Source organism: Mesorhizobium sp. AA22 (genome assembly GCF_001672375.2).
In the GTDB taxonomy this organism is placed as follows: domain Bacteria; phylum Pseudomonadota; class Alphaproteobacteria; order Rhizobiales; family Rhizobiaceae; genus Mesorhizobium; species Mesorhizobium wenxiniae.
This window is the reverse complement of sequence record NZ_CP048406.1, coordinates 4,571,615-4,592,100: the sequence shown is the minus strand read 5'-3', so window position 1 is coordinate 4,592,100 and position 20,486 is coordinate 4,571,615. Positions and strand designations below refer to the sequence as shown.

Annotated in this window: 24 protein-coding genes and 2 pseudogenes; 11 read left to right on the top strand and 15 right to left on the bottom strand. The window is 62.1% G+C overall.

The window, feature by feature from the left end:
* Positions 1 to 6 precede the first annotated feature (6 nt).
* Entirely contained in the window at positions 7 to 252 is a 246-nt protein-coding gene (locus A9K68_RS22155) for a zinc-finger domain-containing protein (RefSeq protein WP_065008992.1), read from the bottom strand.
* A 318-nt stretch (positions 253 to 570) separates the two neighbouring features.
* Between A9K68_RS22155 and A9K68_RS22150 the strand changes: the two genes are divergently transcribed.
* Both A9K68_RS22150 and ppx read left to right on the top strand, forming a co-directional pair.
* Positions 571 to 2,772 (top strand): RNA degradosome polyphosphate kinase, encoded by a 2,202-nt coding sequence (locus tag A9K68_RS22150; RefSeq protein WP_065008993.1) that lies wholly within the window; start codon positions 571 to 573, stop codon positions 2,770 to 2,772.
* A complete protein-coding gene (gene ppx, locus A9K68_RS22145) occupies positions 2,772 to 4,307 on the top strand; it encodes an exopolyphosphatase (RefSeq protein ID WP_065008994.1) in 1,536 nt (511 codons plus the stop codon). Before A9K68_RS22150 ends, ppx begins: the two co-directional genes overlap by 1 nt.
* Positions 4,308 to 4,335: 28 nt before the next feature.
* Here the strand turns inward: ppx and A9K68_RS22140 are convergent, their stop codons facing one another.
* The 4 genes from A9K68_RS22140 to A9K68_RS22125 all read right to left on the bottom strand — a co-directional run bounded on the left by A9K68_RS22140 (position 4,336) and on the right by A9K68_RS22125 (position 7,797).
* On the bottom strand, positions 4,336 to 4,758 hold the full coding sequence (locus A9K68_RS22140; protein ID WP_065008995.1) for a DoxX family protein: 423 nt from the start codon (positions 4,756 to 4,758) through the stop codon (positions 4,336 to 4,338).
* 168 nt (positions 4,759 to 4,926) lie between these two features.
* Positions 4,927 to 5,349, bottom strand: coding sequence for a DoxX family protein (locus A9K68_RS22135; RefSeq protein WP_065008996.1), 423 nt, complete (start codon positions 5,347 to 5,349; stop codon positions 4,927 to 4,929).
* A gap of 122 nt (positions 5,350 to 5,471) precedes the next feature.
* The gene (gene fumC, locus A9K68_RS22130; protein ID WP_065008997.1) at positions 5,472 to 6,869 is read right to left on the bottom strand and encodes a class II fumarate hydratase; all 1,398 of its coding nucleotides are present in this window, start codon (positions 6,867 to 6,869) and stop codon (positions 5,472 to 5,474) included.
* Positions 6,870 to 7,014: 145 nt separating this feature from the next.
* Complete coding sequence (locus A9K68_RS22125; RefSeq protein WP_065008998.1) at positions 7,015 to 7,797, bottom strand: NIPSNAP family protein; 783 nt, start codon at positions 7,795 to 7,797, stop codon at positions 7,015 to 7,017.
* A 94-nt stretch (positions 7,798 to 7,891) separates the two neighbouring features.
* On the opposite strand from A9K68_RS22125, the gene A9K68_RS22120 reads away from it, so the two are divergent.
* The gene (locus A9K68_RS22120; protein WP_065009017.1) at positions 7,892 to 8,578 is read left to right on the top strand and encodes a TetR/AcrR family transcriptional regulator; all 687 of its coding nucleotides are present in this window, start codon (positions 7,892 to 7,894) and stop codon (positions 8,576 to 8,578) included.
* Positions 8,579 to 8,614: 36 nt separating this feature from the next.
* Here A9K68_RS22120 and A9K68_RS22115 read toward each other — a convergent pair whose 3' ends face one another.
* A complete protein-coding gene (locus A9K68_RS22115) occupies positions 8,615 to 9,202 on the bottom strand; it encodes a hypothetical protein (RefSeq protein WP_065008999.1) in 588 nt (195 codons plus the stop codon).
* Positions 9,203 to 9,327: 125 nt separating this feature from the next.
* Between A9K68_RS22115 and A9K68_RS22110 the strand changes: the two are divergent.
* Positions 9,328 to 10,456 (top strand): annotated as a pseudogene (locus A9K68_RS22110) (metallophosphoesterase).
* Between the two features lie 70 nt (positions 10,457 to 10,526).
* Here A9K68_RS22110 and A9K68_RS32505 read toward each other — a convergent pair.
* A pseudogene (locus tag A9K68_RS32505) lies at positions 10,527 to 10,631 on the bottom strand (CsbD family protein); the annotation flags it as partial.
* A complete protein-coding gene (locus A9K68_RS22105) occupies positions 10,606 to 11,046 on the bottom strand; it encodes a hypothetical protein (protein WP_065009000.1) in 441 nt (146 codons plus the stop codon). The pseudogene A9K68_RS32505 and the gene A9K68_RS22105, both read right to left, overlap by 26 nt.
* Position 11,047: 1 nt before the next feature.
* Between A9K68_RS22105 and A9K68_RS22100 the strand changes: the two genes are divergently transcribed.
* From A9K68_RS22100 to A9K68_RS22085, 5 genes are all read left to right on the top strand, one after another.
* The gene (locus A9K68_RS22100; protein WP_010915421.1) at positions 11,048 to 11,257 is read left to right on the top strand and encodes a cold-shock protein; all 210 of its coding nucleotides are present in this window, start codon (positions 11,048 to 11,050) and stop codon (positions 11,255 to 11,257) included.
* Positions 11,258 to 11,600: 343 nt separating this feature from the next.
* The gene (locus A9K68_RS22095) at positions 11,601 to 11,828 is read left to right on the top strand and encodes a hypothetical protein (protein WP_065009018.1); all 228 of its coding nucleotides are present in this window, start codon (positions 11,601 to 11,603) and stop codon (positions 11,826 to 11,828) included.
* Positions 11,828 to 12,235: a hypothetical protein gene (locus A9K68_RS22090; RefSeq protein WP_065009001.1), complete on the top strand. Its 408-nt coding sequence runs from the start codon at positions 11,828 to 11,830 to the stop codon at positions 12,233 to 12,235. The genes A9K68_RS22095 and A9K68_RS22090 overlap by 1 nt, the downstream gene beginning before the upstream one ends.
* Position 12,236: 1 nt before the next feature.
* The gene (locus A9K68_RS31395) at positions 12,237 to 12,404 is read left to right on the top strand and encodes a hypothetical protein (RefSeq protein ID WP_082982446.1); all 168 of its coding nucleotides are present in this window, start codon (positions 12,237 to 12,239) and stop codon (positions 12,402 to 12,404) included.
* Positions 12,405 to 12,409: 5 nt separating this feature from the next.
* A complete protein-coding gene (locus A9K68_RS22085; protein WP_082982447.1) occupies positions 12,410 to 12,793 on the top strand; it encodes a YkgJ family cysteine cluster protein in 384 nt (127 codons plus the stop codon).
* 9 nt (positions 12,794 to 12,802) lie between these two features.
* Here A9K68_RS22085 and A9K68_RS22080 read toward each other — a convergent pair whose 3' ends face one another.
* The 3 genes from A9K68_RS22080 to A9K68_RS22070 all read right to left on the bottom strand — a co-directional run bounded on the left by A9K68_RS22080 (position 12,803) and on the right by A9K68_RS22070 (position 15,419).
* Positions 12,803 to 14,101, bottom strand: coding sequence for an amidohydrolase family protein (locus tag A9K68_RS22080; protein WP_065009020.1), 1,299 nt, complete (start codon positions 14,099 to 14,101; stop codon positions 12,803 to 12,805).
* A gap of 475 nt (positions 14,102 to 14,576) precedes the next feature.
* Positions 14,577 to 14,840 (bottom strand): hypothetical protein, encoded by a 264-nt coding sequence (locus tag A9K68_RS22075; protein ID WP_156768370.1) that lies wholly within the window; start codon positions 14,838 to 14,840, stop codon positions 14,577 to 14,579.
* 12 nt (positions 14,841 to 14,852) lie between these two features.
* On the bottom strand, positions 14,853 to 15,419 hold the full coding sequence (locus tag A9K68_RS22070) for a methyltransferase domain-containing protein (protein WP_082982448.1): 567 nt from the start codon (positions 15,417 to 15,419) through the stop codon (positions 14,853 to 14,855).
* Positions 15,420 to 15,641: 222 nt separating this feature from the next.
* Here A9K68_RS22070 and A9K68_RS22065 point away from each other — a divergent pair, with 222 nt between their 5' ends.
* On the top strand, positions 15,642 to 16,253 hold the full coding sequence (locus tag A9K68_RS22065; RefSeq protein WP_065009002.1) for a LysE family translocator: 612 nt from the start codon (positions 15,642 to 15,644) through the stop codon (positions 16,251 to 16,253).
* A gap of 10 nt (positions 16,254 to 16,263) precedes the next feature.
* Here A9K68_RS22065 and A9K68_RS22060 read toward each other — a convergent pair whose 3' ends face one another.
* Positions 16,264 to 16,650 carry a nuclear transport factor 2 family protein gene (locus A9K68_RS22060; protein WP_065009021.1) on the bottom strand — a complete coding sequence of 129 codons (387 nt, stop codon included), beginning with the start codon at positions 16,648 to 16,650 and terminating at the stop codon, positions 16,264 to 16,266.
* Positions 16,651 to 16,667: 17 nt separating this feature from the next.
* The gene (locus A9K68_RS22055) at positions 16,668 to 17,117 is read right to left on the bottom strand and encodes an OsmC family protein (protein WP_065009003.1); all 450 of its coding nucleotides are present in this window, start codon (positions 17,115 to 17,117) and stop codon (positions 16,668 to 16,670) included.
* Positions 17,118 to 17,236: 119 nt separating this feature from the next.
* On the opposite strand from A9K68_RS22055, the gene A9K68_RS22050 reads away from it, so the two are divergent.
* On the top strand, positions 17,237 to 17,836 hold the full coding sequence (locus tag A9K68_RS22050; RefSeq protein ID WP_065009004.1) for a TetR/AcrR family transcriptional regulator: 600 nt from the start codon (positions 17,237 to 17,239) through the stop codon (positions 17,834 to 17,836).
* 396 nt (positions 17,837 to 18,232) lie between these two features.
* Here the strand turns inward: A9K68_RS22050 and groL are convergent, their stop codons facing one another.
* Both groL and groES read right to left on the bottom strand, forming a co-directional pair.
* Complete coding sequence (gene groL / locus A9K68_RS22045) at positions 18,233 to 19,888, bottom strand: chaperonin GroEL (protein WP_029354200.1); 1,656 nt, start codon at positions 19,886 to 19,888, stop codon at positions 18,233 to 18,235.
* Between the two features lie 62 nt (positions 19,889 to 19,950).
* A complete protein-coding gene (gene groES, locus A9K68_RS22040; protein WP_006203049.1) occupies positions 19,951 to 20,247 on the bottom strand; it encodes a co-chaperone GroES in 297 nt (98 codons plus the stop codon).
* Between the last annotated feature and the right edge of the window lie 239 nt (positions 20,248 to 20,486).

Genomic DNA, 20,486 nt, shown 5'->3' with positions numbered 1-20,486 from the left:
TGCGCCTCAGGCTGCCTGATGAATATAGAGGCATCCCGCAGGCTGCGTTTCCGTCGCCTTCAGCTTTCGCGAATAGCGAAAAAGCGTCGAGCAATAGGGGCAGACCTTTTCATTGTCGTCGCCCATGTCGAGAAACACATGCGGATGGTCGAAAGGCGGGTTGGCACCGGTGCACATGAATTCCTTGACACCAATGTCGATCGCCGCATAGCCCGCATCGTTCTGGAAATGGGGAATGGAACTGCCTGCCATCGTCGTCTCCTACATCTGCCGCATGACCCCGGATCATGCGCAAATCAAAATTCCACCGCGTCCTTTGCGCGTCCAAGAGCGCGCCGCGCTGTAGCCTGGATTGCATCTGGATCATAAGCTGTCTCTTTGCAAGATCGATGAAATCAAACTGTCGTAAAAGCCTGTCACAGGATAAGCTAAGCCGGTTAAGGCATGCTCCCGAAAACCGAATTCGGTTTCGCTGGGGATCATGCCTAGCTTAAGAGTGGTAGAGCGTCCTTTGCGCGTCCGGAAAGACGCGCGATGCTCTGGCCAGCGGGTGCGAAACGAGCAGGAACCATGAACGAACTAAAGCCGGTGCAGAGCGAATTCACCACTGTCGAGGTGGCGAGCCCCGAGGGCGGCAACCCGGACCGCTTCGTGAACCGCGAGTTTTCCTGGCTGCAATTCAACCGCCGCGTCCTCGAGGAATCGCTGAACGCCAATCATCCGCTGCTCGAGCGTGTCCGCTTCCTGTCGATTTCGGCCGCCAATCTCGACGAGTTCTTCATGGTCCGCGTCGCCGGTCTCGCCGGCCAGGTTCGCGAAGGCATCACGCTGAAGAGCCCGGACGGTCGCACCCCCGAACAACAGCTGGAACAGTTGCTGCGCGAAGTCGAGCGTCTGCAGGAGGACCAGCAGAAAAGCCTTTCCGCGCTGATGCTGCTGCTCGACAAGGAAGGCATCGAGAGCATCAGCCGCGATGGGCTGACCAAGGACGAGAAGGCCTGGCTCGAGGATCATTTCCAGGAGCAGGTCTTTCCGGTGCTCACACCGCTGTCGATCGACCCGGCGCATCCATTCCCGTTCATTCCCAATCTCGGCTTCTCGATGGCCCTGCAATTGCGCCATCGCAGGAATGGCGAGGAGATGAGCGCGCTGTTGCGTCTGCCGGTGGCGCTGAAACGCTTCATTCGCTTGCCCGACCGCAAGCATCATGTCCGCTTCATTCCGCTGGAAGAAGCGGTCGGCCTCTATATCGGCAAGCTGTTCCCCGGCTACGAAGTCAAGGGCTCCGGCACGTTCCGCATCATCCGCGACAGTGACATCGAGGTCGAGGAGGAGTCCGAGGATCTCGTGCGCCTGTTCGAGACGGCGCTGAAGCGGCGCCGCCGTGGCTCGGTCATCCGCATCGAATTCGATAAGCTGATGCCGGCCGAACTGCGCGAGTTCGTCGCCGGCGAGCTTGGCGTCTCGTCGAGCCGCATCAGTGTGCTCACCGGTCCGCTGGCGCTCAGCCAAATTTCCGAGATCGTCGCCATCGCCCGCGACGACCTCAAGTTCACGCCCTATAATCCGCGCTTTCCCGAGCGCATCCGCGAGCATGGCGGCGACTGTTTCGCCGCCATCCGCGAGAAGGACATCATCGTTCATCACCCCTACGAATCCTTCGACGTTGTGGTGCAGTTCCTGCGCCAGGCGATGGCCGACCCGGAAGTCGTGGCGATCAAGCAGACGCTCTATCGAACCTCGAACGACAGCCCGATCGTGCGCGCTTTGGTCGACGCGGCGGAGGCCGGCAAGTCGGTTACCGCGCTGGTCGAGCTCAAGGCGCGTTTCGACGAGGAAGCCAACATCCGCTGGGCGCGCGACCTCGAGCGCGCCGGCGTTCAGGTCGTGTTCGGCTTCCTCGAACTGAAGACACACGCGAAAATGTCGCTGGTGGTGCGGCGCGAGGACGGCAAGCTGCGCAACTATGTGCATCTCGGCACTGGCAACTACCATCCCGTCACCGCGCGCATCTACACCGACCTGTCCTTCTTCACCACCGCTCCGACGATCGCCCGCGACGTCGCCCAGCTGTTCAATTTCATCACCGGCTACGCCGAGCCGACCGATGAGATGCGGCTGGCTATCTCACCCTTCACGCTGAGAAGCCGGATTCTCAAGCATATTTCAGACGAGATTACCCATGCGCTGGAAGGCCGGCCGGCCCGCATCTGGATGAAGATGAATGCGCTGGTGGATCCGATCATCATCGACGCGCTTTATGACGCCAGCCGCGCCGGCGTCGAGATCGATCTTGTCGTGCGCGGCATCTGCTGTCTGAGGCCCCAGGTGCCGGGCCTGTCGGAAAATATAAGGGTCAAGTCGATCGTCGGCCGCTTCCTCGAACACAGCCGCATCTATTGTTTCGGCAACGGCCATGGACTGCCGTCGGACGGGGCGGTCGTCTACATCTCATCGGCCGATTTGATGCCGCGCAATCTCGACCGTCGCGTCGAAACCATGGTGCCGATCACCAATCCAACGGTGCATGAACAAGTCCTCGGCCAGATCATGCTGGGCAACATCATGGACAACCAGCAAAGTTTCGACGTATTGGCTGACGGAACCTCCCGGCGCGCCACGCTTGAGGAGGGCGAGGAACCGTTCAACGCGCAGGAATATTTCATGACCAATCCGAGCCTTTCCGGACGCGGTGATGCGCTGAAATCGCATGCGCCCAAGCGCATCGCGCAGTTCAAGCGCCGCAAGAAAAACGCCGCAGCGACCGGCTGATGATTTCAACGTCCCAGGGCCGGCTTCAGGACCGCCGACCGCTTTCCATCATCGACATCGGGTCGAACTCGATCCGTCTTGTCGTCTATGAGGGGCTGGCGCGCTCGCCGACCACGCTGTTCAACGAAAAGATGCTGGCCGGCCTCGGTCGCGGCATCGTCTCGACCGGAAAGCTCGATCCCGAGGCGGTGACCCGCTCGATGGAGGAGTTTCGGCGTTTCCGCGCGCTGTCCGAGCAGGTCGGCGCCGAGCAAATGTATGTGCTCGCGACCGCCGCCGCCCGCGAGGCGGTCAACGGTCCCGATTTCATCCAGCGCGCCGAAGATGTACTCAAGACCGAGGTCCAGGTGCTGAGCGGGCGCCAGGAAGCCCACTATTCCGCGCTTGGCGTCATTTCCGGCTTCCACCCGGCCAACGGCATCGCCGGCGACCTCGGCGGCGGCAGTCTCGAACTGGTCGACGTCGATGGCGAGGCAATCGGCGACGGCATCACGCTGCCGCTGGGCGGCCTGCGTCTGCAGGACATGGCCAAGAACTCACTGGCCCAGGCGGCAAAGATAGCGCGCGACGAACTGGCACGGGCAAAGCTGCTGAAAGGCGGGCAGGGCAGGCCGTTCTATGCGGTCGGCGGCACCTGGCGAAACCTCGCCCGGCTGTACATGGAAATGACCAGCTATCCGCTGAGCGTCATGCACCATTACGAGATCGGCATCCACAGCGCTACGAACTTCCTCAAGCAGGTCGCCAAGGGCGAGATCGAGAAGGTAAGGGGTATCGAGGGCGTCTCAAAGAACCGCCGCTCGCTGCTGCCCTATGGCGCCATCGTGCTGCAGGAGATCATGGCGGCGATGCAGCCGTCCAAGATCATCGTCTCGGCGCTGGGCGTGCGCGAGGGCTTCCTCTATTCGCTGCTCGACAAAGCCGAGCAGACGGCAGATCCGCTGATCTCGGCCTCGGAGGAACTCGCCCGGCTGCGTTCGCGCTCGGTCACCCACGCGCATGAGCTTGTCGAGTGGACGGGCAAGACCTTCGCCGCCTTCGGCATCGAGGAGACGGTCGACGAGGCGCGTTACCGCCAGGCCGCCTGTCTGCTTGCCGACATCGGCTGGCGCGCACATCCCGAGTATCGCGGCAAGCAATCGCTCAACATCATTGCCCACGCCTCCTTCATCGGCGTCGACCATCCCGGCCGCGCCTTCCTGGCGCTGGCAAACGCCTACCGTCATGAGGGCATCTTCAACGAATCGATCGCGCCGGAAATCAAGGCACTGGCGACGCCACGCTATATCGAGCGCGCCCGCGTGCTGGCCGCCGTGATGCGCGTCGTCTATCTGCTGACGGCGGCGATGCCGGGCGTCATGCCGCGGTTGAAATGGGAGAGCCGCGGCAATGGCGTGCTTGCGCTGGTGCTGCCGGCGTCGCTGGCCGACCTTTACGGCGAGCGACCGGCCGGCCGGCTGGCACAGCTGGCGAGGGTCACCAACCGCCGGCTGGTGCTGGCGGTCGAGGGCGGCCCCAATATGCCAGCCAAGTAATCTGGCTCAGACAAACAGCTTGTGCCGGTCAAGTCGTTTCAGGGCCGATCCGAAGTATCCGCCCATCAAACGAATAAGCGCCGGCGCCAGCCATCGCCAATGCCAAAAAACCGCCTGATAAGGCGATGTCCTTCATCAGCATCTGTGAATGCATGAAGGTCAGCGTCGGATCGTCGCCGCCCTGGCCATAATGGCCGATGAAGCCTGCCGCGATGCAGAAGGCGGCAAGCAGAAGCGCAAAGACAGGTGTCTTGAAGCCGACGAGGATGAGCAGCCCGGCGATCAGCTCGAACAGCCCCGTGCCCCAGGCAGCAAGCGTCGGCAGCGGTAGGCCGAGGCCGGCGAAGTAGCCCGATGTGCCGGCGATGTCGTTAAGCGCGTGAAAGCCGGACGGAACGAATAGCGCGGCGAGCAGCAGTCGGGAAAGCAGTAGCAGCGCATTGCGGGGCATTTGGTCACCTCCGAGGTCGGCCAGCCGGTTGGCTCACTCCGACGTCTCGATCTTAGCAGAAATTCGAGCCAGGCCACTCGGCCCGGCCAATCGAAGGTCGTTAGATCGACAACGAAAAAGGGGCGCGAAAAATTCCGCGCCCCTTGCTGCACTAGTTATAAGCCTGCGTCAGCCGCGCTTGGCGTCGACCGAATAGGCGCCGGCGCCTGAGGAAGCCAGCACGAGGAAGCCGCCGGCAATCGCCAGGTTCTTCATGAAGCTGATCAACTGCATCTGATCGGCCCAGCCGGTGTGGGCGACCAGTCCCGTGGCGACGGTGAAGATTGCCAGCACCCAGGCGGTGATCCGGGTCTGAAAGCCGATGAGGATGGCGAGACCGCCAAGCAGCTCGATCAGGCCGACGACAATCGCCGTTACGGTCGGCATCGGCAGGCCCATGCTGCCGAAGTAACCGGCGGTGCCGGCGATCGCAGTGAGCTTGCCGTAACCGGAAAGCACGAAAATGACTGAAAGCAGAACGCGGCCAAGCAGGATGGTGGCCGAGGCGTTGGAAACGGTGCCGGAACCGGCAACGGATGTATTGGTAGACATGATGGGCTCTCTCCGGAAGGGTTGCGTTGCCCATCCACATAGAGCAGGGCGACTGTTCACCGAAGATGCAGATTTGGTTACAGATTGTTCACAGCAGTAACGTTTTTGCGATCAGCTCAAAATCATCCCGGATGCGTCATGTCCTCCGGGCGCACCAGGCGGTCGTAGTCGGCCTCGCTGACCAACCCGGTGGCCAGCGCTTCCTCGCGCAAGGTTGTACCCTTCTTGTGCGCGGTCTTGGCGATTTTGGCGGCGTTGTCGTAGCCGATGGTCGGCGCCAGCGCCGTCACCAGCATTAGCGAGCGATCGAGTGCGGCCTTGATGTTCTCTTCCCGCGCCTCAATACCCACGACGCAATTGTCGGTGAACGAGATGGAGGCGTCGGCGAGCAGCTGCACCGATTGCAGGAAATTATAGGCCATCAGCGGGTTATAGACGTTGAGCTCGAAATGGCCCTGGCTGCCGGCGAAGGTCAGTGCGGCATTGTTGCCGAACACCTGGATGCAGACCTGCGTCAACGCCTCGCACTGGGTGGGGTTGACCTTGCCCGGCATGATCGATGAACCCGGCTCGTTTTCCGGCAGCGACAGTTCACCGAGGCCGGAGCGCGGGCCGGAGCCGAGCAGACGAATGTCGTTGGCAATCTTGAACAGGGCGCCGGCGCAGGCGTTGATGGCACCATGCGAAAACACCATGGAATCGTGCGCGGCCAGCGCCTCGAACTTGTTCGGCGCGGTGACGAAGCCGATGCCGGTGATGTCAGCGATTCGCGCCGCCACCTTCTCGGCAAAGCCGATCGGCGCGTTGAGGCCGGTGCCGACGGCCGTGCCGCCTTGCGCCAGTTCCTGCAGGCCGGGCAGGGTCATCTCGATGCGTTTGATCGACGAGGCGACCTGCGCGGCATAGCCTGAGAATTCCTGGCCAAGGGTGAGGGGCGTCGCGTCCTGCGTATGCGTGCGTCCGATCTTGATGATGTGGGCGAAAGCTTTGGTCTTGGCTTCAAGCGCCGCATGCAAATGCTTCAGCGCCGGCAACAGGTCGTGCACGATGCGCTCGGCGCAGGCGATGTGCATGGCCGTCGGATAGGTATCGTTCGACGACTGGCTCATATTGACGTGGTCGTTGGGGTGCACCGGTTTCTTGGAGCCCATGACGCCGCCCAGCAGTTCGATCGCCCGATTGGAGATCACCTCGTTGGCGTTCATGTTGGATTGCGTGCCCGAGCCGGTCTGCCAGACGACCAGCGGGAAATGACCGTCGAGCTTGCCGTCGATGACTTCCTGAGCGGCTTCGACGATCGCCTGGCCGATGGCCGGGTCGAGCCGCTTCAGCTCCATATTGGTTTCGGCCGCCGCCCGCTTGACGATGCCGAGCGCGCGAACGATCGACGCGGGCTGCTTTTCCCAGCCGATCTTGAAATTGCCCAGCGAACGCTGCGCCTGCGCGCCCCAATAACGGTCGGCGGCGACGTCGATGGGACCGAACGTGTCGGTTTCGGTTCTGGTCTCTGGCGCGCTCACTTGTGTCTCCAGTCTGTCGAATTCGGCACCGGCGTATCGCGTTGCACAAATGGCTTCAAGCGGAGATTGCGAGCCGCAAGGATGCAAATCGGTTGAAGGAACCTCACTTCCTTCAACCGCAGGGGAGAAGGAAGAGGCTTGCCTCTCACTGCCCAAGCAGCGACTGTGAGGTTGCAGATAGGCGCAAGGTCTTGGTCGATCTAGCCAGACATGACTGGGCCTCCCGCTCGAGTGCCTGCCACTCCGGGCAACTGGCAAGGGCTGCCTCGTGGCGGGCATGGGCGTCCGCGCTGTCGAACGCGGTGACGCTGATGAAGACGTTTTCGCCTGATCGCACCGGCAGGCGGGGAAAGCTGTTTTCGGCATGTTCGGTGACAAACGCAGCAAGTGGCCGTGCGCCAAATTCCGCCAGCGTGGGAATGGCGTCGGTTTCGAAGCGGCTGGCGAAGTCGGCCTCGGCGCCGGGCCGCAGATGATGAATCTTGATGACAACACTATCCGACAAGCGATTGTCTCCGCTTGGCTTTTCGGAAGCCGGCACGGCTGTCCGTTGTGAGCCTGTCAGCTGGAAACCCGCGCCCGGCCATGCCGGTTTCAGCAACAGCACGTCGTCGGAGGAAATCATCGTGGCGTTGGCGGCATCGCGCCAGGCCGCCCATACGGGTCCCTCGTAGAAAGCGGTCAGCGCATTTTTCCGCGCTTCCATACCGTCGAAGCCGCGCAGCCAGACGAACATGTCAGGCCGGTCGAGATCACGGAACTGACCGATGATCGTCATCCCCGCCGCTTCCTGACCATCGATCAGGTGACCGTCGAACATGTCGATCAGCGTGTCGCGCCGGCCAGGTTTCAGTGTGTATTGCCTGAGCTCGACGACCGGCGAGGCGGTGAGGCTGGATTTCGACGGGGCATTCGGGGGCAGGCTCATCGCACAGTCTCCAAAACAGGGTGTTCATCCTGTTTACAAACAGACCGGTTGTCCTGTTTTGTCAATCTGCTATCGTATGGAAATGTCAGCAGAGATGATCGCTCGCCTGAAGATGCGGCCCGGGAAACGCACCAACGACCCGGACGGCCTGCGCAAACGCGTGCTCGATGTCGCCGAAGCCTCCTTTCAGGCGCGCGGCTACCACGCTTCCAGCCTCGGCGACCTGATGGCGGCGGCGGGCGTCACCGGCGGCGCGCTGCATCATCATTTCCCGACCAAGAAGGCGCTGGCGCTGGCGGTGATCGAGGAGCGGGTCTCCGCGGCCGTCGAAGAAACATGGATCGCGCCGGTGCAGGCGGCAGGCTCGGCGCGCGAGGGCGTGCGCAGCGTGTTCCAGGCCGTGGCGGCGGAACTGGAGCAACAGGGTTTCGTGCGCGGTTGCCCGCTCAACAATCTGGCGCATGAACTGTCGCTGGCCGATGCGGATTTTCGCGCTGCCCTTGCCGGCATCTTTTCGGCATGGCGCCAGGCTATCGCCGACAAGGTACGGGCCGACCAGCAGGCGGGCAGGGAGCAGGACACCGATCCGCAGCGCTTCGCCGCGCTTGCGGTCGCGACCTATTCCGGCGCCATGTCGATGGCCAAGACGGCGCAGGATTCTGGTGTGCTGCGCGATTGCCTGAACGCGCTGGAGCAGGGAGCTTCCCCAGTTTCGTCATCCAAGGGCGGAGCAGGAGCGAAGCGACGTCGCAGGGTGCTGCGGCAGTACAAAGCCTTTTGATGCCGGAGCGCCAGTCGCCCTCTGCCCGGCCGGGACTTAATTCGGCAACGGTTTGATCAGCTCGTAGCCGACCACGCTTTCGCCGCTGGTGCCTTCGTCATAGCGCCTGGCCAGAACGGCCTGCAGGTCGGGCGCGTACAGCGCGGTGAATTCATCCTGTGTCTTGCCGGCCTCGTTCTTGATCGTCTGCCGGACGGCGAGCACGTTGTATTTGCAGTCGCCCAGGCTGAAGGTCTCCTTGCCCTTGACGTTGATCTCGAGCGTCTCGATGCCCTTCGGTTGTTTGTTTGCTGCGAGACGGACGAATATGGTCTTGCTCTTCGCCCCGGCCTTGAGCGGAAACAGCTTTCTGAGATCGGAAAACGGGATCATGGCAAGCTGACCGGTCTCGCTGTCGCGAAACACCTCGATCAGGCCGCCGAACAGAAACTGCGTCTGCGGCGATTGGGATTGGTATTCGTTGGCAACCGACACCATTCCAGCCGCCGCCGGTCGAAACTCGCTGTGGATACCGGGCCTTTCGAGAATGAAGCCGGCCTTGGCGGCTTTGGCGTCGATGCACTCGGCACCATGAGCGGCGCTCGCCAGGATGGTGAGTGCCGTGCCGATGGATATAGTCTTCATAGCGTCCTCGTCTGCCCGGCAAGTTGAGTCCTGACACTGAAGGAATGCCAGACCTGCGGCATCGTGTCGACATACCGTTCGAGCCAACTGGACGAAGAGGCGCCGGCTGTGCTGAATCTCGGGTCATGAATCGCATCTCTGCAGGATCACTCTCCCGGCGCAGCTTCCTGGCACAGGCGGCAGCGTTGGCTGCAGCCGGCGCCCTTGTGCGACCGGCGCTCGGAGGGACCGGGCAGGGCATTCCGCCTGTCGACGCCACCTTCCTGTTCGTCGCCGATGTCCATGCCTGCCGCATGGCCAGCGGGCTGAGCCCCAATTGTCAGCAGGAAGGCAAGACCGACGCCGCCTTGCTGCGCAGTGTCGCCGCGTTGAACGCCATCGGCGAGAAGGACTGGCCGGCCGAAATCAACGGCATAGCCACCGGCCTGCGCTCAGCCGGCAGCCGCATCGGCACGCCGCTCGGCCTCGTCGTCGGCGGCGACATGACCGATGACGGCGGCGGCCAGGTCACCCAGCCCAGCGAAGGCACGCAGCTGCTCCAGTTCAGCCAGCGTTACCAGCAGGGCGTCGGCCCCGATCGCGTGCATGTGCCGGTCTTTGTCGGGCTCGGCAACCATGATCTCGACCAGAACGGCCCGCCGCAGCACGTCGACTGGTACCGCCGCGAAATGCGCGATCATGTCGAGATCAACCATCGTGCCGGCGTGTTCTTCAAGCCGCCGGTGCCGGTAACCGACTACGATGTCGACACCGACTGCTATTCGTGGGACTGGGGCGGCCTGCATCTCGTCCAGACGCACCGTTTTGTCGGCGACACCGGCCACGGCGCGGTCTCCGGCCTGCCATGGCTGAAGCAGGATTTGGCAGCCCACGCGGCGGACGGCCGCCCTGTCATCCTGTTCCAGCACTATGGCAGGGATATTTTTCGATCGAAAGATGGGATGCCGCCAAAGGAACCTTCGACGATGACGGCACTGGTGCGCCGCACTGGTGGAGCGAGCCGGACCGGCAGCGCTGCTGGCGGCGCTGAAGGACTACAACGTCATCGCCATCTTCCATGGCCACCAGCACGAGACACCGATGATGTACCGCAGCGATGGGCTCGATCTGTTCAAGCCGAAGGCCGCCTATATGGGCGGCTTCGCGGTGGCGCGGGTGACAAGCGACAGCATGGACATAGTGCTTGGCGAAGCTGTCGATGACCATGGCGAAGTCGCCTTCACCAACGCTTTCTCCAAAAGCCTGAACTTGTAACGGCAACTGAAGCAAACGGATGGCCGCCTAAGCCGCTTTCCTCATTGCCATTGAAACGGCGGCGCAGGGATCAGAGCACCTTCCTGAGCTTGTCCTTCATGTCGCCATAAGCTTTCTGCATCTTGCCGGCGATCTTGTCGGCCGCGCCTTCAGCCTGGGGCGATCGCCGCTCGCCATAAAAGAACGCCCCTCGCGCGTTTTATTGCACGGGAGGCGTCCTTTGTGTCAGCTTTCCTGGGATTGCTCTCATGAACTGCTGACGATACCCAAAATGCACGGATGCCAAAATTGTTCCCGGCATCGTGCGATTTTTTTAACAGCCGACGCTGGCCCGGGTTCGGCGCCAGATCCATTATCGGATTGCCTGCGCAGCCAAGCTTGCGCCGACCGGTCGGCCGGGCGGCGAAAGCAAAAAAATTGACACGGTGCCAAAAGAAGTCCATAAGCAATTCGTCGATATTTGTTTGACCGACATTTGTTATCCGCGTGTCCAGGCGCGCCTTTGACGAACTTCCCCCATCAAAATCGAGACAAACGCTGTTGTGCATTCGCGCGACGGCGAACGAATATTTGCCACGGAAAGGGTTCATTATGAGCACAGGCACAGTTAAATGGTTCAACGCCACCAAGGGTTTTGGTTTTATTCAGCCTGACGACGGCTCGGCCGACGTTTTCGTCCACATCTCGGCCGTAGAACGCGCCGGAATGCGTGACATCGTCGAGGGCCAGAAGCTCGGCTACGAGATGGTCCGCGACAATAAGTCGGGCAAGATGTCCGCCGATCAGTTGAAGGCGGCCTAAAACGGAATTCAGCTTCGCCGGTGACCACGGATGTACTGGCACCGGTGAACGGCGAATTCCAGCGCATGACCCGGGAAACATCAGTTTCCAGAAAGGATCATGCGCTGGTGAGAAAGTGTCAGCGCGTTCAACTGGACGCGGCGCTTCAGCGGGAGGTCAGGCAATGCCTGGCCTTTTGCATTTCGCGCTTCACAAATTGGAAAAGAGCACCGCGCGCTCGCTTGAACGTGTTAAGGATGCTCAGCAATTTGAATCCGACTGCCGTATTGCTTTGTGCGTGGTCCTGGTCGAAAGACCGGTCTCGCCATTTTGCGGCATCATGCTCCGAACCGGGAGAAAGACCTTGACCGCCTCTTCAAAGAAACCCCGCGACCAGGCCGAATCCATCTTCAGCAAGGCCCAGACCCAGTCCATGTCGCTCAACCGTATCATTTCCGAACAGGATGCTGTCAGCGAGGCCCGGGAAGCCAAGACCGCGCGGCTGCGCGAGTTGCGCCTGGAAAAGGAAGCCGACGAGATGGCTGCGGCCGCCGCGCTCGCAGCCTCGCCGAAGCGCGTGGGCAAACGCTGATGGCCACCAAGCGCGTCCCGCAAAAGGCGATCGCCGCCGATTCGACCATCGCCGATGTCGTGGGAGAGCTCGACAAGCCGGTCGAATATGTCCGCCGGGTGCTCGAGAAGCTGGAGCGCTGCAAGCGCGCCCATGGCGATGCCCAGGTCAGGCTCGGCGTGCGTGGCCGCGCCGAATGCCCGAACTATCTGATCGAGTATGTCCGCGAAAATGCCAAGACCCACGAGCGCGTCACCCATCAGGATGCCGCCTATAGTGGCAGCACGCATCGCGAGCTGGCGCCCCGGCACATCGAGGAGGCCAGGAACTGGTCACCCGAGGAAATGAACATCACGGCGGTCTCGGCGCTGATCGGCCGCCTTCGCAACCCGAATGCGCCATCATCGCGTTTTTCCGACGAGGATTGATATGGCCATAAAATTTTCCGCCAAGGACCAGCCGGCGGCATCCGGTGCCACCGCAAAGCTGGCCAAGCCGGCCGCCGCGCCGAAAGCCGACGTTACCGCCGAGGCCGCGACCGATCTGTTCAACTCGCCGGCAGAAGTGGCGTCGCGCAAGAGCAAAAAGAAAAAATAGCGACTTTGCCGCGAAACGCCGATCTGACTCCGGTTGCGTCAGGGCTGCTTGCCTTAGCGAGCGCCGGAGATTTTTCGCCTCTGGAGGAGCGAGCCGCCCCGCTCTTCGACTGCCAGAGCTGCGGCGCCTGCTGCTCCTATTCATCCGAATGGCCGCGCTTCTCGACCGAGGATGACGCGCAGCTCGACCGGATCCCGCAAGACCATGTGGCCGCCGACGAAGCGGGCATGCGCTGTGACGGCGTGCGTTGCTCGGCGCTTGCCGGCGAGGTCGGCAAGTCGACCGCCTGCGGCATCTACGAGGTCCGACCGGACGTCTGCCGCGCCTGCATGCCCGGTGGCGACGATTGCCTGATGGCGCGTCGCAGCCATGGCCTGCCGACGCTGTGATAACGGGCCTCAGATAGTGTTTTTGTATATCAGGCCATCTTTCATGATGATTTTGAAGTTGTTGGCTGGATCGGCCACCACGTCGAGGTTCTCCAGCGGATTGCCTTCGACGAGCAGGAGGTCCGCGAGCGCGCCTTCTTCGATCACGCCGAGTTTCCCCGGATAGGGGTTGCGACGGCCCGACAGCGCGAGGAGCTCGGCATTGGTCCCGGTCGCCATGACGAGCGCTTCGGCAGGCGTGTACCAACGCACGAGCGACGCCAGAATTGCCCCCTGCTGCTTCGCCAACGCGCGGGAGAACAGAACATCGGTGCCCCATGCCGTCTTGATCTTGTATTTCTTCGCGAGTTCGTAGGTCCTGCCGATGCCCGGCCACACCTCATCGGCCTTGGCTCGCTCGACCGAGCCCTCTTGGAGGCCTGTCCTCATCAATTCGGGAAGCGGCTGCAAGCTCAGCCAGATGTCCTTTTCGGCGATCAGCTTGGCGGTTGCCTCGTCCATGAGGAAGCCGTGTTCGATGCACTTGACACCAGCCGCGATAGCCTTCCGGATCGCATCCGAGGTGAAGGCGTGCGCGGCGACGTAGGTGCCCCAATTCTCGGCAATTTCAACGGCGGCCCGCAGTTCGGGCTCGGTGAAGGTGGTGACGTCGAGCGGGCTGTGGGGCGACGACACTCCGCCGCCCGCTGTCAACTTGAGCAGCGCGGCCCCCTGCATGAACTGCTCGCGGGCACGCAAACGAACCTCGTCGGGGCTGTCCACAACTATGCTGCCGCCGTTCCTCTCCATGGGAGTGAACAAGCCGCCGATCGTCCGAGGCAAGTCGCTGAGCTGGCGGAAATCTCCATGCCCGCTGGTCACGGTGATCATGGCTCCGGACGGATAGATGCGCGGTCCCGCTATGATGCCTTGATCTATCGCGCGCTTGAGGCCGAACGCCGGCCCGCCCACGTCGCGAACGGTGGTGAAGCCGCGCATCAGCGTATCCGTCGCCTCGTCGCCGGCCGCAAGATTGGCGAAGCCGACGTCGCCCATCGCCTCTGCCGGCGTGGACGCAATCAGCATTGCGTGCCAATGCGCATCGATCAGCCCCGGCATCAGCGTTCGCCCGTTGCCGGCAATGCGCCGCGCGCCTTCGGCCGCGATGGGACTTGCCGAGATTCGCGCGATCACATTGCCCTCGACCAGCACATTCGATGGGGCCGAAAGTGCAGCGCCTTTTCCGTCGAAGATGCGGACGTTTTCGAAAAGCACGTCCTCAGCGGCCGCAGTTGCGCAAAGTCCGAGCACGAGGGCTGCCGCAAGCATTTCTCTGCCTGAGCGAAGGATCATGAAAGCCGTGCGGGCAGAGAAAACGGCTGCGGCGCAGGACACGGCATGCGCCACGACCTCGCTTTTTGTCAGCTCCTGCGATCCAAAGGATTTGTGACACATGACGGTTATCCTGCTTCAGGAGGAGGTGGTCACGGCGCAAGGACAAGTTCTAGCCTATACGGCATGGTCGTCAAGAAGCGTTCCAGACTGGTCTCTTTCGCGGTGAAGGGTCGTTTGAAGGTCAGGCCGATCGTGGTGAGACCAGGGCAAGCAGCGCATGGTTCGCCTGAGGAAGCCATCAGACGAGGAAGCGCGCCCGGAATGGGTGGGAAGTAGCCGTTCGGTTCATCTGCCAGGACAAGCACGTTGCCAAGAGCGGGATATTCGCCTTGGTTTTTCCTGCGAGGCAGCCGCCCAGAACCCAGGAGAAGGATTGGTACGGGCTACCCTGTCGCTCCAGTCTTGTCACTCAGGTCGGGGCACGCGACCAGGCGCCCACTTCCGAGCGGCGCACGATCACGCTACCCGCCTCGATTTCGAGCTGCATGCGCTGTCCCAAAGTTTCAATATCGACCTCAGCGGCCGTCGCAACTCCCCGGCTCTGTATTTCCGGCAGCATCGTGACAATGAGTTCAGCGGTCTGGTGTGACCAGTCGAAACCGCTCCTGGTTCCCCAACAACCGCCTCCAAGTGCATTGAGAGCGCGGTCAATCCTGCCGCGCGGAAGCCGCATCGAGCTTGATACTCATATTGGTCTCGATACCGCTGCGCCGGAACGTCTCGACGATCCATCGACAGCAGTCGTTGTAGGTCGACGCTGGCGGCTGGATCGACAGCCGTTCCAATCCGGCTCATGGAAGACGATGGTCCCACCAGGCCGGAGGTGACGAGCGACGCCGCGCAGCATGGCCACAGCATCGGCTTGAAATATCAGAACATAGCGGCCGATCACGGCGTCGAACGGTCGGTCGAACGAGAGTGCCGCGGGATCGCCTTCATGGAAGCTGACTTTCTGGATCGGATGCACCGTCGCGCGCCCCTCCGCCGCCGCAAGAGCCGCCGGAGCCCGATCTGCGCCGATGACCTGACCTTCGCTGCCAACCATCTCGGAAACCAGGAATGTAACGTCGCCCGCGCCACAGCCGACGTGGAGCACGCGCATCCCGGGTCTTATACCCGCAGACAGCAAGATTCTTCGCGTGATCGGGTTAATGATGCCCGCCTGATGGCTGAGACGCCTGATCTCACGATCGGAATGGACGAGAATATACGGGACGTGAACGTCGACACGTGCGCCATCAGCGACTTCCATGGCGTGCCCCCTCACACGACTGTTCCCCAAAGGCAAGATCGCGTAAGTCGGCGACTATGCGCCGATGCGGCAGCCGGTCCACCAGACTGGCTGTTGACCTCAATGCGAATGTCGCTTCAGGGGCAATGCTTGAAATGAGACACTACCTGGCCCCCCGGCTGGCTTGTGCCCGCGCGGTTCGCTGGCTACCTTGCCGACGGGCAGGTCACAGGAGGATCATCCGTGAGCATCGAATTCTTGTTGACCTCGCTGATTGTCGTGGCTTCGCCCGGCACCGGCGTTCTCTATACCCTGAGCGCCGGGCTTTCGCGTGGCGCGCGCGCCAGCATCATCGCTGCTTTCGGCTGCACGCTCGGCATCATTCCGCATATGGCGGCCGCCATCACCGGTCTGGCGGCGCTGCTGCACACCAGCGCACTCGCCTTCGAGACGCTGAAATATCTGGGCGTCGCCTACCTGCTCTACATGGCGTGGAACACGCTGAAAGAGAGCGGCAGCTTGAACGTCGGGCAGGATGTCGCGCCGCGCTCGGCCGGCAAGGTGATTACCTCAGGCATCCTCATCAATATCCTCAACCCGAAGCTGTCGATCTTCTTCTTCGCCTTCCTGCCGCAATTCGTCAGCACCACCGAACCGCATGCACTGTCGAAGATGCTGGAGCTCAGCACCGTCTTCATGCTTTTGACCTTCGTCGTCTTCGTCGGCTACGGCATCTTCGCCGCCTCGATCCGCAGCCATGTCGTGTCGCGGCCGATGGTACTGACCTGGATGCGCCGCACCTTCGCCGGCGCCTTCGTCGCGCTCGGCGCAAAACTGGCGCTGACCGAGCGGTAGCACCCATTGGCTACCCCTTGACGTATCCCATCGCCTCGACGATCTGCCCGTCCGCTACGCGCATCAGATTGACGCCGCGGATGGAGTTGCCGTCGGCACGCCAGTAACGCCAGCGGATTGTCGCCCGTTCACCGGCGACGAACGTCTCTTCAAGGTCGAAGCGGGTGCCGGGTTCGCTGGCGATTGCCGACCATAGGCCGACGCACGCCTCCCGCCCGGCATGGCGGGCGCCATTTGGCGCCGGCATGGTATTTTCGATGACGCAGTCCTCGGCCACCAGGCCCGGGAGTGCCGACGGATCATGATTTTGGAACACGTCGTTGAAGCGCCGCATGATCTCGGCCGTCCGTCTGGATTGGTCGTCTGGATGGACGAGCATGATGCTATTCTGTTCCATCTTGGCACCTCCTGATTTCATTTTTCCGCAGCGGCGGCCGTGACGAGGTCGGCCTTGAGCCTGATATCCGCCACGCCGGCCAAAGCCCGGGAGACCAGGCATGTCGTCTTCGCGGATTGGGCAAGCCGCTGGAATTCCTCGGGCGCCAGGCCCGGGACTTCGGCTTCCGTTTCAAGCTCGATGCGGGTGATCGTCGGTCCGGCCGTGCTGGTGCCGAGATGCACCTTTGCGACGGTGTGGATCCGTACGGGGACATGGCCGCCGCTGCCTGCTATGGCGCTCAGCGCCATTGAAAAGCAGCCGGCATGCGCCGCCGCAATCAGTTCCTCCGGATTCGTGCCGGGACCGTTTTCGAAGCGCGACGGGAAGGAATAGGCGCCTTCGAAGACGCCGCTGCCGAGCCGCAGGCGGCCCGAGCCTTCTTTCAACGACCCCTGCCATTGGGCCTCTGCTTCACGGATGGTCATTTTATTGTTCTCCTCTTGCACGAGTGTCGTCGGTATATATAGACTGATCTACATATTATGTAAACCGATTGTCATAGTATGCGCAAGGCTTATAATTCGAACTCCTGACAGAGGTTGACATGGCCAACGATACCCGCACCCGCATGATCGAGGCGACGGCGCTGCTGCTGAGGCAGCGCGGCTATCACGGTACTTCGCTCAACGACATTTTGAGCGCCTCCGGTGCGCCACGAGGATCGCTCTATTTTCATTTTCCGGGCGGCAAGGACCAACTGGTCATCGAAGTGACGCGCGACAGCGTTGACAAGGTGTCTCAAAGGCTTGGCGAAGAGCTGGCTGCCGAAAAAGATCCGGCGGTGGCCGTCCACCATATCTATCAGTCGGTCGCGCGCATGCTGGAGGACAACCAGTTCACGCTTGGCTGCCCAATCGCGCCCCTGGTGCTGGACTCGCCGACCGACGTGCCGGAGCTGGCCGAACTGTGCCGGTCGGCTTTCGAGCAATGGATCGGCTTGCTGCAGGCGGCCTTCGTCAGGGCAGGGGTGCCCGAGCGCCGCGCCCGCGCTCTGGCGCTGCTTGTCGAATCATCGCTGGAAGGGCTGATGGTGATCGCGCGCGCCACCCGCGACCGCGCCCCGGTGCTGGCGGTGGCCGATGAAGTAGCCGCGCTGGTAGAGGGTGCTTTGCCTGCCAAAGAGGTCGCGGTAACGGCGAGCTGATATTTTGTGGCCTTCTTCGCATCGAAGCCGGCGCGGAGCCCTGCCGAAAGGGCCGAAGGCCGAACAAGAGATGGCTCCAGCCCTGCGATCCATGTTCTGCACCGCTGCAATTATTGCCAAGGCGTACAGCGGTACAGGAGGTCTCGCCCGCCGATCGCGGCTTGGCACGACGATTGTGGTGCGTGACAGACAAAAAGGGCGGCATTGCCGCCCTTTCCGTATCTGAAGGCTGATGGGCTAGATTAGAAATCCACGCCGCCACTCAAGCCCGCTTGCGGGCTTGAGCATTATCAGTTCATGGGCGTGCTGATGGATTTCCTTAGAAATCCATGCCGCCACTCAAGCCCGCTTGCGGGCTTGAGCATTATCAGTTCATGGGCGTGCTGATGGATTTCCTTAGAAATCCATGCCGCCCATGCCGCCCATGCCGCCGCCGCCCATGCCGCCAGGCATGCCGCCGCCGGCCGACTCCTTCTTCGGAGCCTCGGCGATCATGGCTTCGGTGGTGACCAGCAGGCCGGCGACCGAGGCCGCATCCTGGAGAGCCGTGCGCACGACCTTGACCGGATCGACGATACCCATGGCGATCATGTCGCCATATTCGCCGGTCTGGGCGTTGAAGCCGAAGGTCGGGCCCTTGTTCTCGAGGATCTTGCCGGCAACGATCGATGCTTCCGCACCAGCGTTGGACGCGATCTGGCGAGCCGGAGCCTGCAGCGCGCGACGCACGATGCTGATCCCCGCGGTCTGGTCGGAGTTGGCGCCGACAGCCTTGATGCTCAGCGAAGCACGCAGAAGTGCGACGCCGCCGCCGGGAACGATGCCTTCTTCGACGGCCGCGCGGGTCGCGTTGAGGGCGTCATCGACGCGGTCCTTCTTTTCCTTGACTTCGATCTCGGTCGCACCGCCGACGCGGATGACGGCAACGCCGCCCGCCAGCTTGGCGAGACGTTCCTGCAGCTTCTCCTTGTCGTAGTCCGAGGTGGTCTCCTCGATCTGCTGCTTGATCTGGGCGACGCGGCCCTGGATCTCGGCCTTCTTGCCGGCACCGTCGACGATGGTGGTGTTCTCCTTGGAGATCGACACCTTCTTGGCGCGGCCGAGCATGTTGAGGCCAACATTCTCGAGCTTGATGCCGAGGTCTTCGGAAATGACCTGGCCACCGGTGAGGATGGCGATGTCTTCCAGCATGGCCTTGCGGCGATCACCGAAGCCCGGCGCCTTGACGGCGGCGATCTTCAGGCCGCCACGCAGCTTGTTGACGACGAGCGTGGCCAGAGCCTCGCCTTCGACGTCTTCGGAGATGATGACCAGCGGCTTCGAGGTCTGCACGACAGCCTCGAGGATCGGCAGCATGGCCTGCAGGTTGGAGAGCTTCTTCTCGTGGAGAAGGATGTAGGCGTCTTCCAGGTCCGCAACCATCTTGTCGGCGTTGGTGACGAAGTAGGGCGAGAGATAGCCGCGGTCGAACTGCATGCCTTCGACGACTTCGAGTTCGGTCTCAGCGGTCTTGGCTTCCTCGACCGTGATGACGCCCTCGTTGCCGACCTTCTGCATCGCTTCGGCGATCATCGAGCCGACCGAAGCATCGCCATTGCCGGCGATGGTGCCGACCTGGGCAACCTCTTCCGAGGTCTTGATCTTCTTGGCGTTCTTGATCAGCGTCGCGACGACGTCGCTAACCGCGAGATCGATGCCGCGCTTCAGGTCCATCGGGTTCATGCCGGCGGCAACCGCCTTGTGGCCTTCCTGGACGATCGACTGCGCCAGAACGGTCGCTGTCGTGGTGCCGTCGCCGGCGATGTCGTTGGTCTTCGAAGCGACTTCGCGGACCATCTGCGCGCCCATGTTCTCGAACTTGTCTTCAAGCTCGATTTCCTTGGCGACGGTGACGCCGTCCTTGGTGATGCGCGGTGCGCCGAACGACTTGTCGATGACGACGTTGCGGCCCTTGGGGCCGAGCGTGACCTTCACTGCGTCGGCGAGGATGTTGACGCCGCGCAGCATGCGCTCACGGGCATCGCGGGAAAATTTTACGTCTTTGGCAGCCATTTTTAGCTCCTGGCAGGGGCTTGAATTGAGCCCGAAGATTTAAGTGACGGTGAGGCCGATATTCAGCCGATGATGCCCATGATGTCGGATTCCTTCATGATCAGAAGGTCTTCGCCATTGAGCTTGACTTCGGTGCCCGACCACTTTCCGAACAGGATGCGGTCGCCGGCCTTGACGTCCAGCGGGACGAGCTTGCCGGCTTCGTCGCGGGCGCCGGAACCAACGGCGATGATCTCGCCTTCCTGCGGCTTTTCCTTCGCCGTATCCGGGATGATGATCCCGCCGGCAGTCTTGGATTCGGATTCAACCCGGCGTACGACCACGCGGTCATGAAGCGGGCGGAACTTCGACTTTGCCATTTTTTATTCCTCGATGAGAATGGTGAGAACAGTTCCTCCATCCGGCGGCGCCGGACCTACGTTAGCACTCACCAATGGCGAGTGCTAACGTGGCGGTGAGATAAGCCGGCGGCTGGCGAGAGTCAAGGCGCTGAGTGAGCCGATCAACGCCCGGCAGTGAATTACTGGGCCCCGGCGAAGCAAGCACCAACAGCGAGCATCGTTCCGCCAGCGGATAGCAGTCGCTCGGCACGACTCGC

Coding starts and splice junctions, on each gene's coding strand:
- A9K68_RS22115 (WP_065008999.1), bottom strand. CDS start 9,202: ATGAAGACTATATCCATCGGCACGGCACTCACCATCCTGGCGAGCGCC.
- A9K68_RS22140 (WP_065008995.1), bottom strand. CDS start 4,758: ATGCCCCGCAATGCGCTGCTACTGCTTTCCCGACTGCTGCTCGCCGCG.
- A9K68_RS22150 (WP_065008993.1), top strand. CDS start 571: ATGAACGAACTAAAGCCGGTGCAGAGCGAATTCACCACTGTCGAGGTG.
- A9K68_RS22060 (WP_065009021.1), bottom strand. CDS start 16,650: ATGGAACAGAATAGCATCATGCTCGTCCATCCAGACGACCAATCCAGA.
- A9K68_RS22080 (WP_065009020.1), bottom strand. CDS start 14,101: ATGCTTGCGGCAGCCCTCGTGCTCGGACTTTGCGCAACTGCGGCCGCT.
- A9K68_RS22100 (WP_010915421.1), top strand. CDS start 11,048: ATGAGCACAGGCACAGTTAAATGGTTCAACGCCACCAAGGGTTTTGGT.
- A9K68_RS22105 (WP_065009000.1), bottom strand. CDS start 11,046: ATGAACCCTTTCCGTGGCAAATATTCGTTCGCCGTCGCGCGAATGCAC.
- A9K68_RS31395 (WP_082982446.1), top strand. CDS start 12,237: ATGGCCATAAAATTTTCCGCCAAGGACCAGCCGGCGGCATCCGGTGCC.
- A9K68_RS22135 (WP_065008996.1), bottom strand. CDS start 5,349: ATGTCTACCAATACATCCGTTGCCGGTTCCGGCACCGTTTCCAACGCC.
- A9K68_RS22120 (WP_065009017.1), top strand. CDS start 7,892: ATGATCGCTCGCCTGAAGATGCGGCCCGGGAAACGCACCAACGACCCG.
- A9K68_RS22055 (WP_065009003.1), bottom strand. CDS start 17,117: ATGACCATCCGTGAAGCAGAGGCCCAATGGCAGGGGTCGTTGAAAGAA.
- groES (WP_006203049.1), bottom strand. CDS start 20,247: ATGGCAAAGTCGAAGTTCCGCCCGCTTCATGACCGCGTGGTCGTACGC.
- A9K68_RS22125 (WP_065008998.1), bottom strand. CDS start 7,797: ATGAGCCTGCCCCCGAATGCCCCGTCGAAATCCAGCCTCACCGCCTCG.
- ppx (WP_065008994.1), top strand. CDS start 2,772: ATGATTTCAACGTCCCAGGGCCGGCTTCAGGACCGCCGACCGCTTTCC.
- A9K68_RS22155 (WP_065008992.1), bottom strand. CDS start 252: ATGGCAGGCAGTTCCATTCCCCATTTCCAGAACGATGCGGGCTATGCG.
- groL (WP_029354200.1), bottom strand. CDS start 19,888: ATGGCTGCCAAAGACGTAAAATTTTCCCGCGATGCCCGTGAGCGCATG.
- A9K68_RS22090 (WP_065009001.1), top strand. CDS start 11,828: ATGGCCACCAAGCGCGTCCCGCAAAAGGCGATCGCCGCCGATTCGACC.
- A9K68_RS22050 (WP_065009004.1), top strand. CDS start 17,237: ATGGCCAACGATACCCGCACCCGCATGATCGAGGCGACGGCGCTGCTG.
- A9K68_RS22075 (WP_156768370.1), bottom strand. CDS start 14,840: ATGCGGCTTCCGCGCGGCAGGATTGACCGCGCTCTCAATGCACTTGGA.
- A9K68_RS22070 (WP_082982448.1), bottom strand. CDS start 15,419: ATGGAAGTCGCTGATGGCGCACGTGTCGACGTTCACGTCCCGTATATT.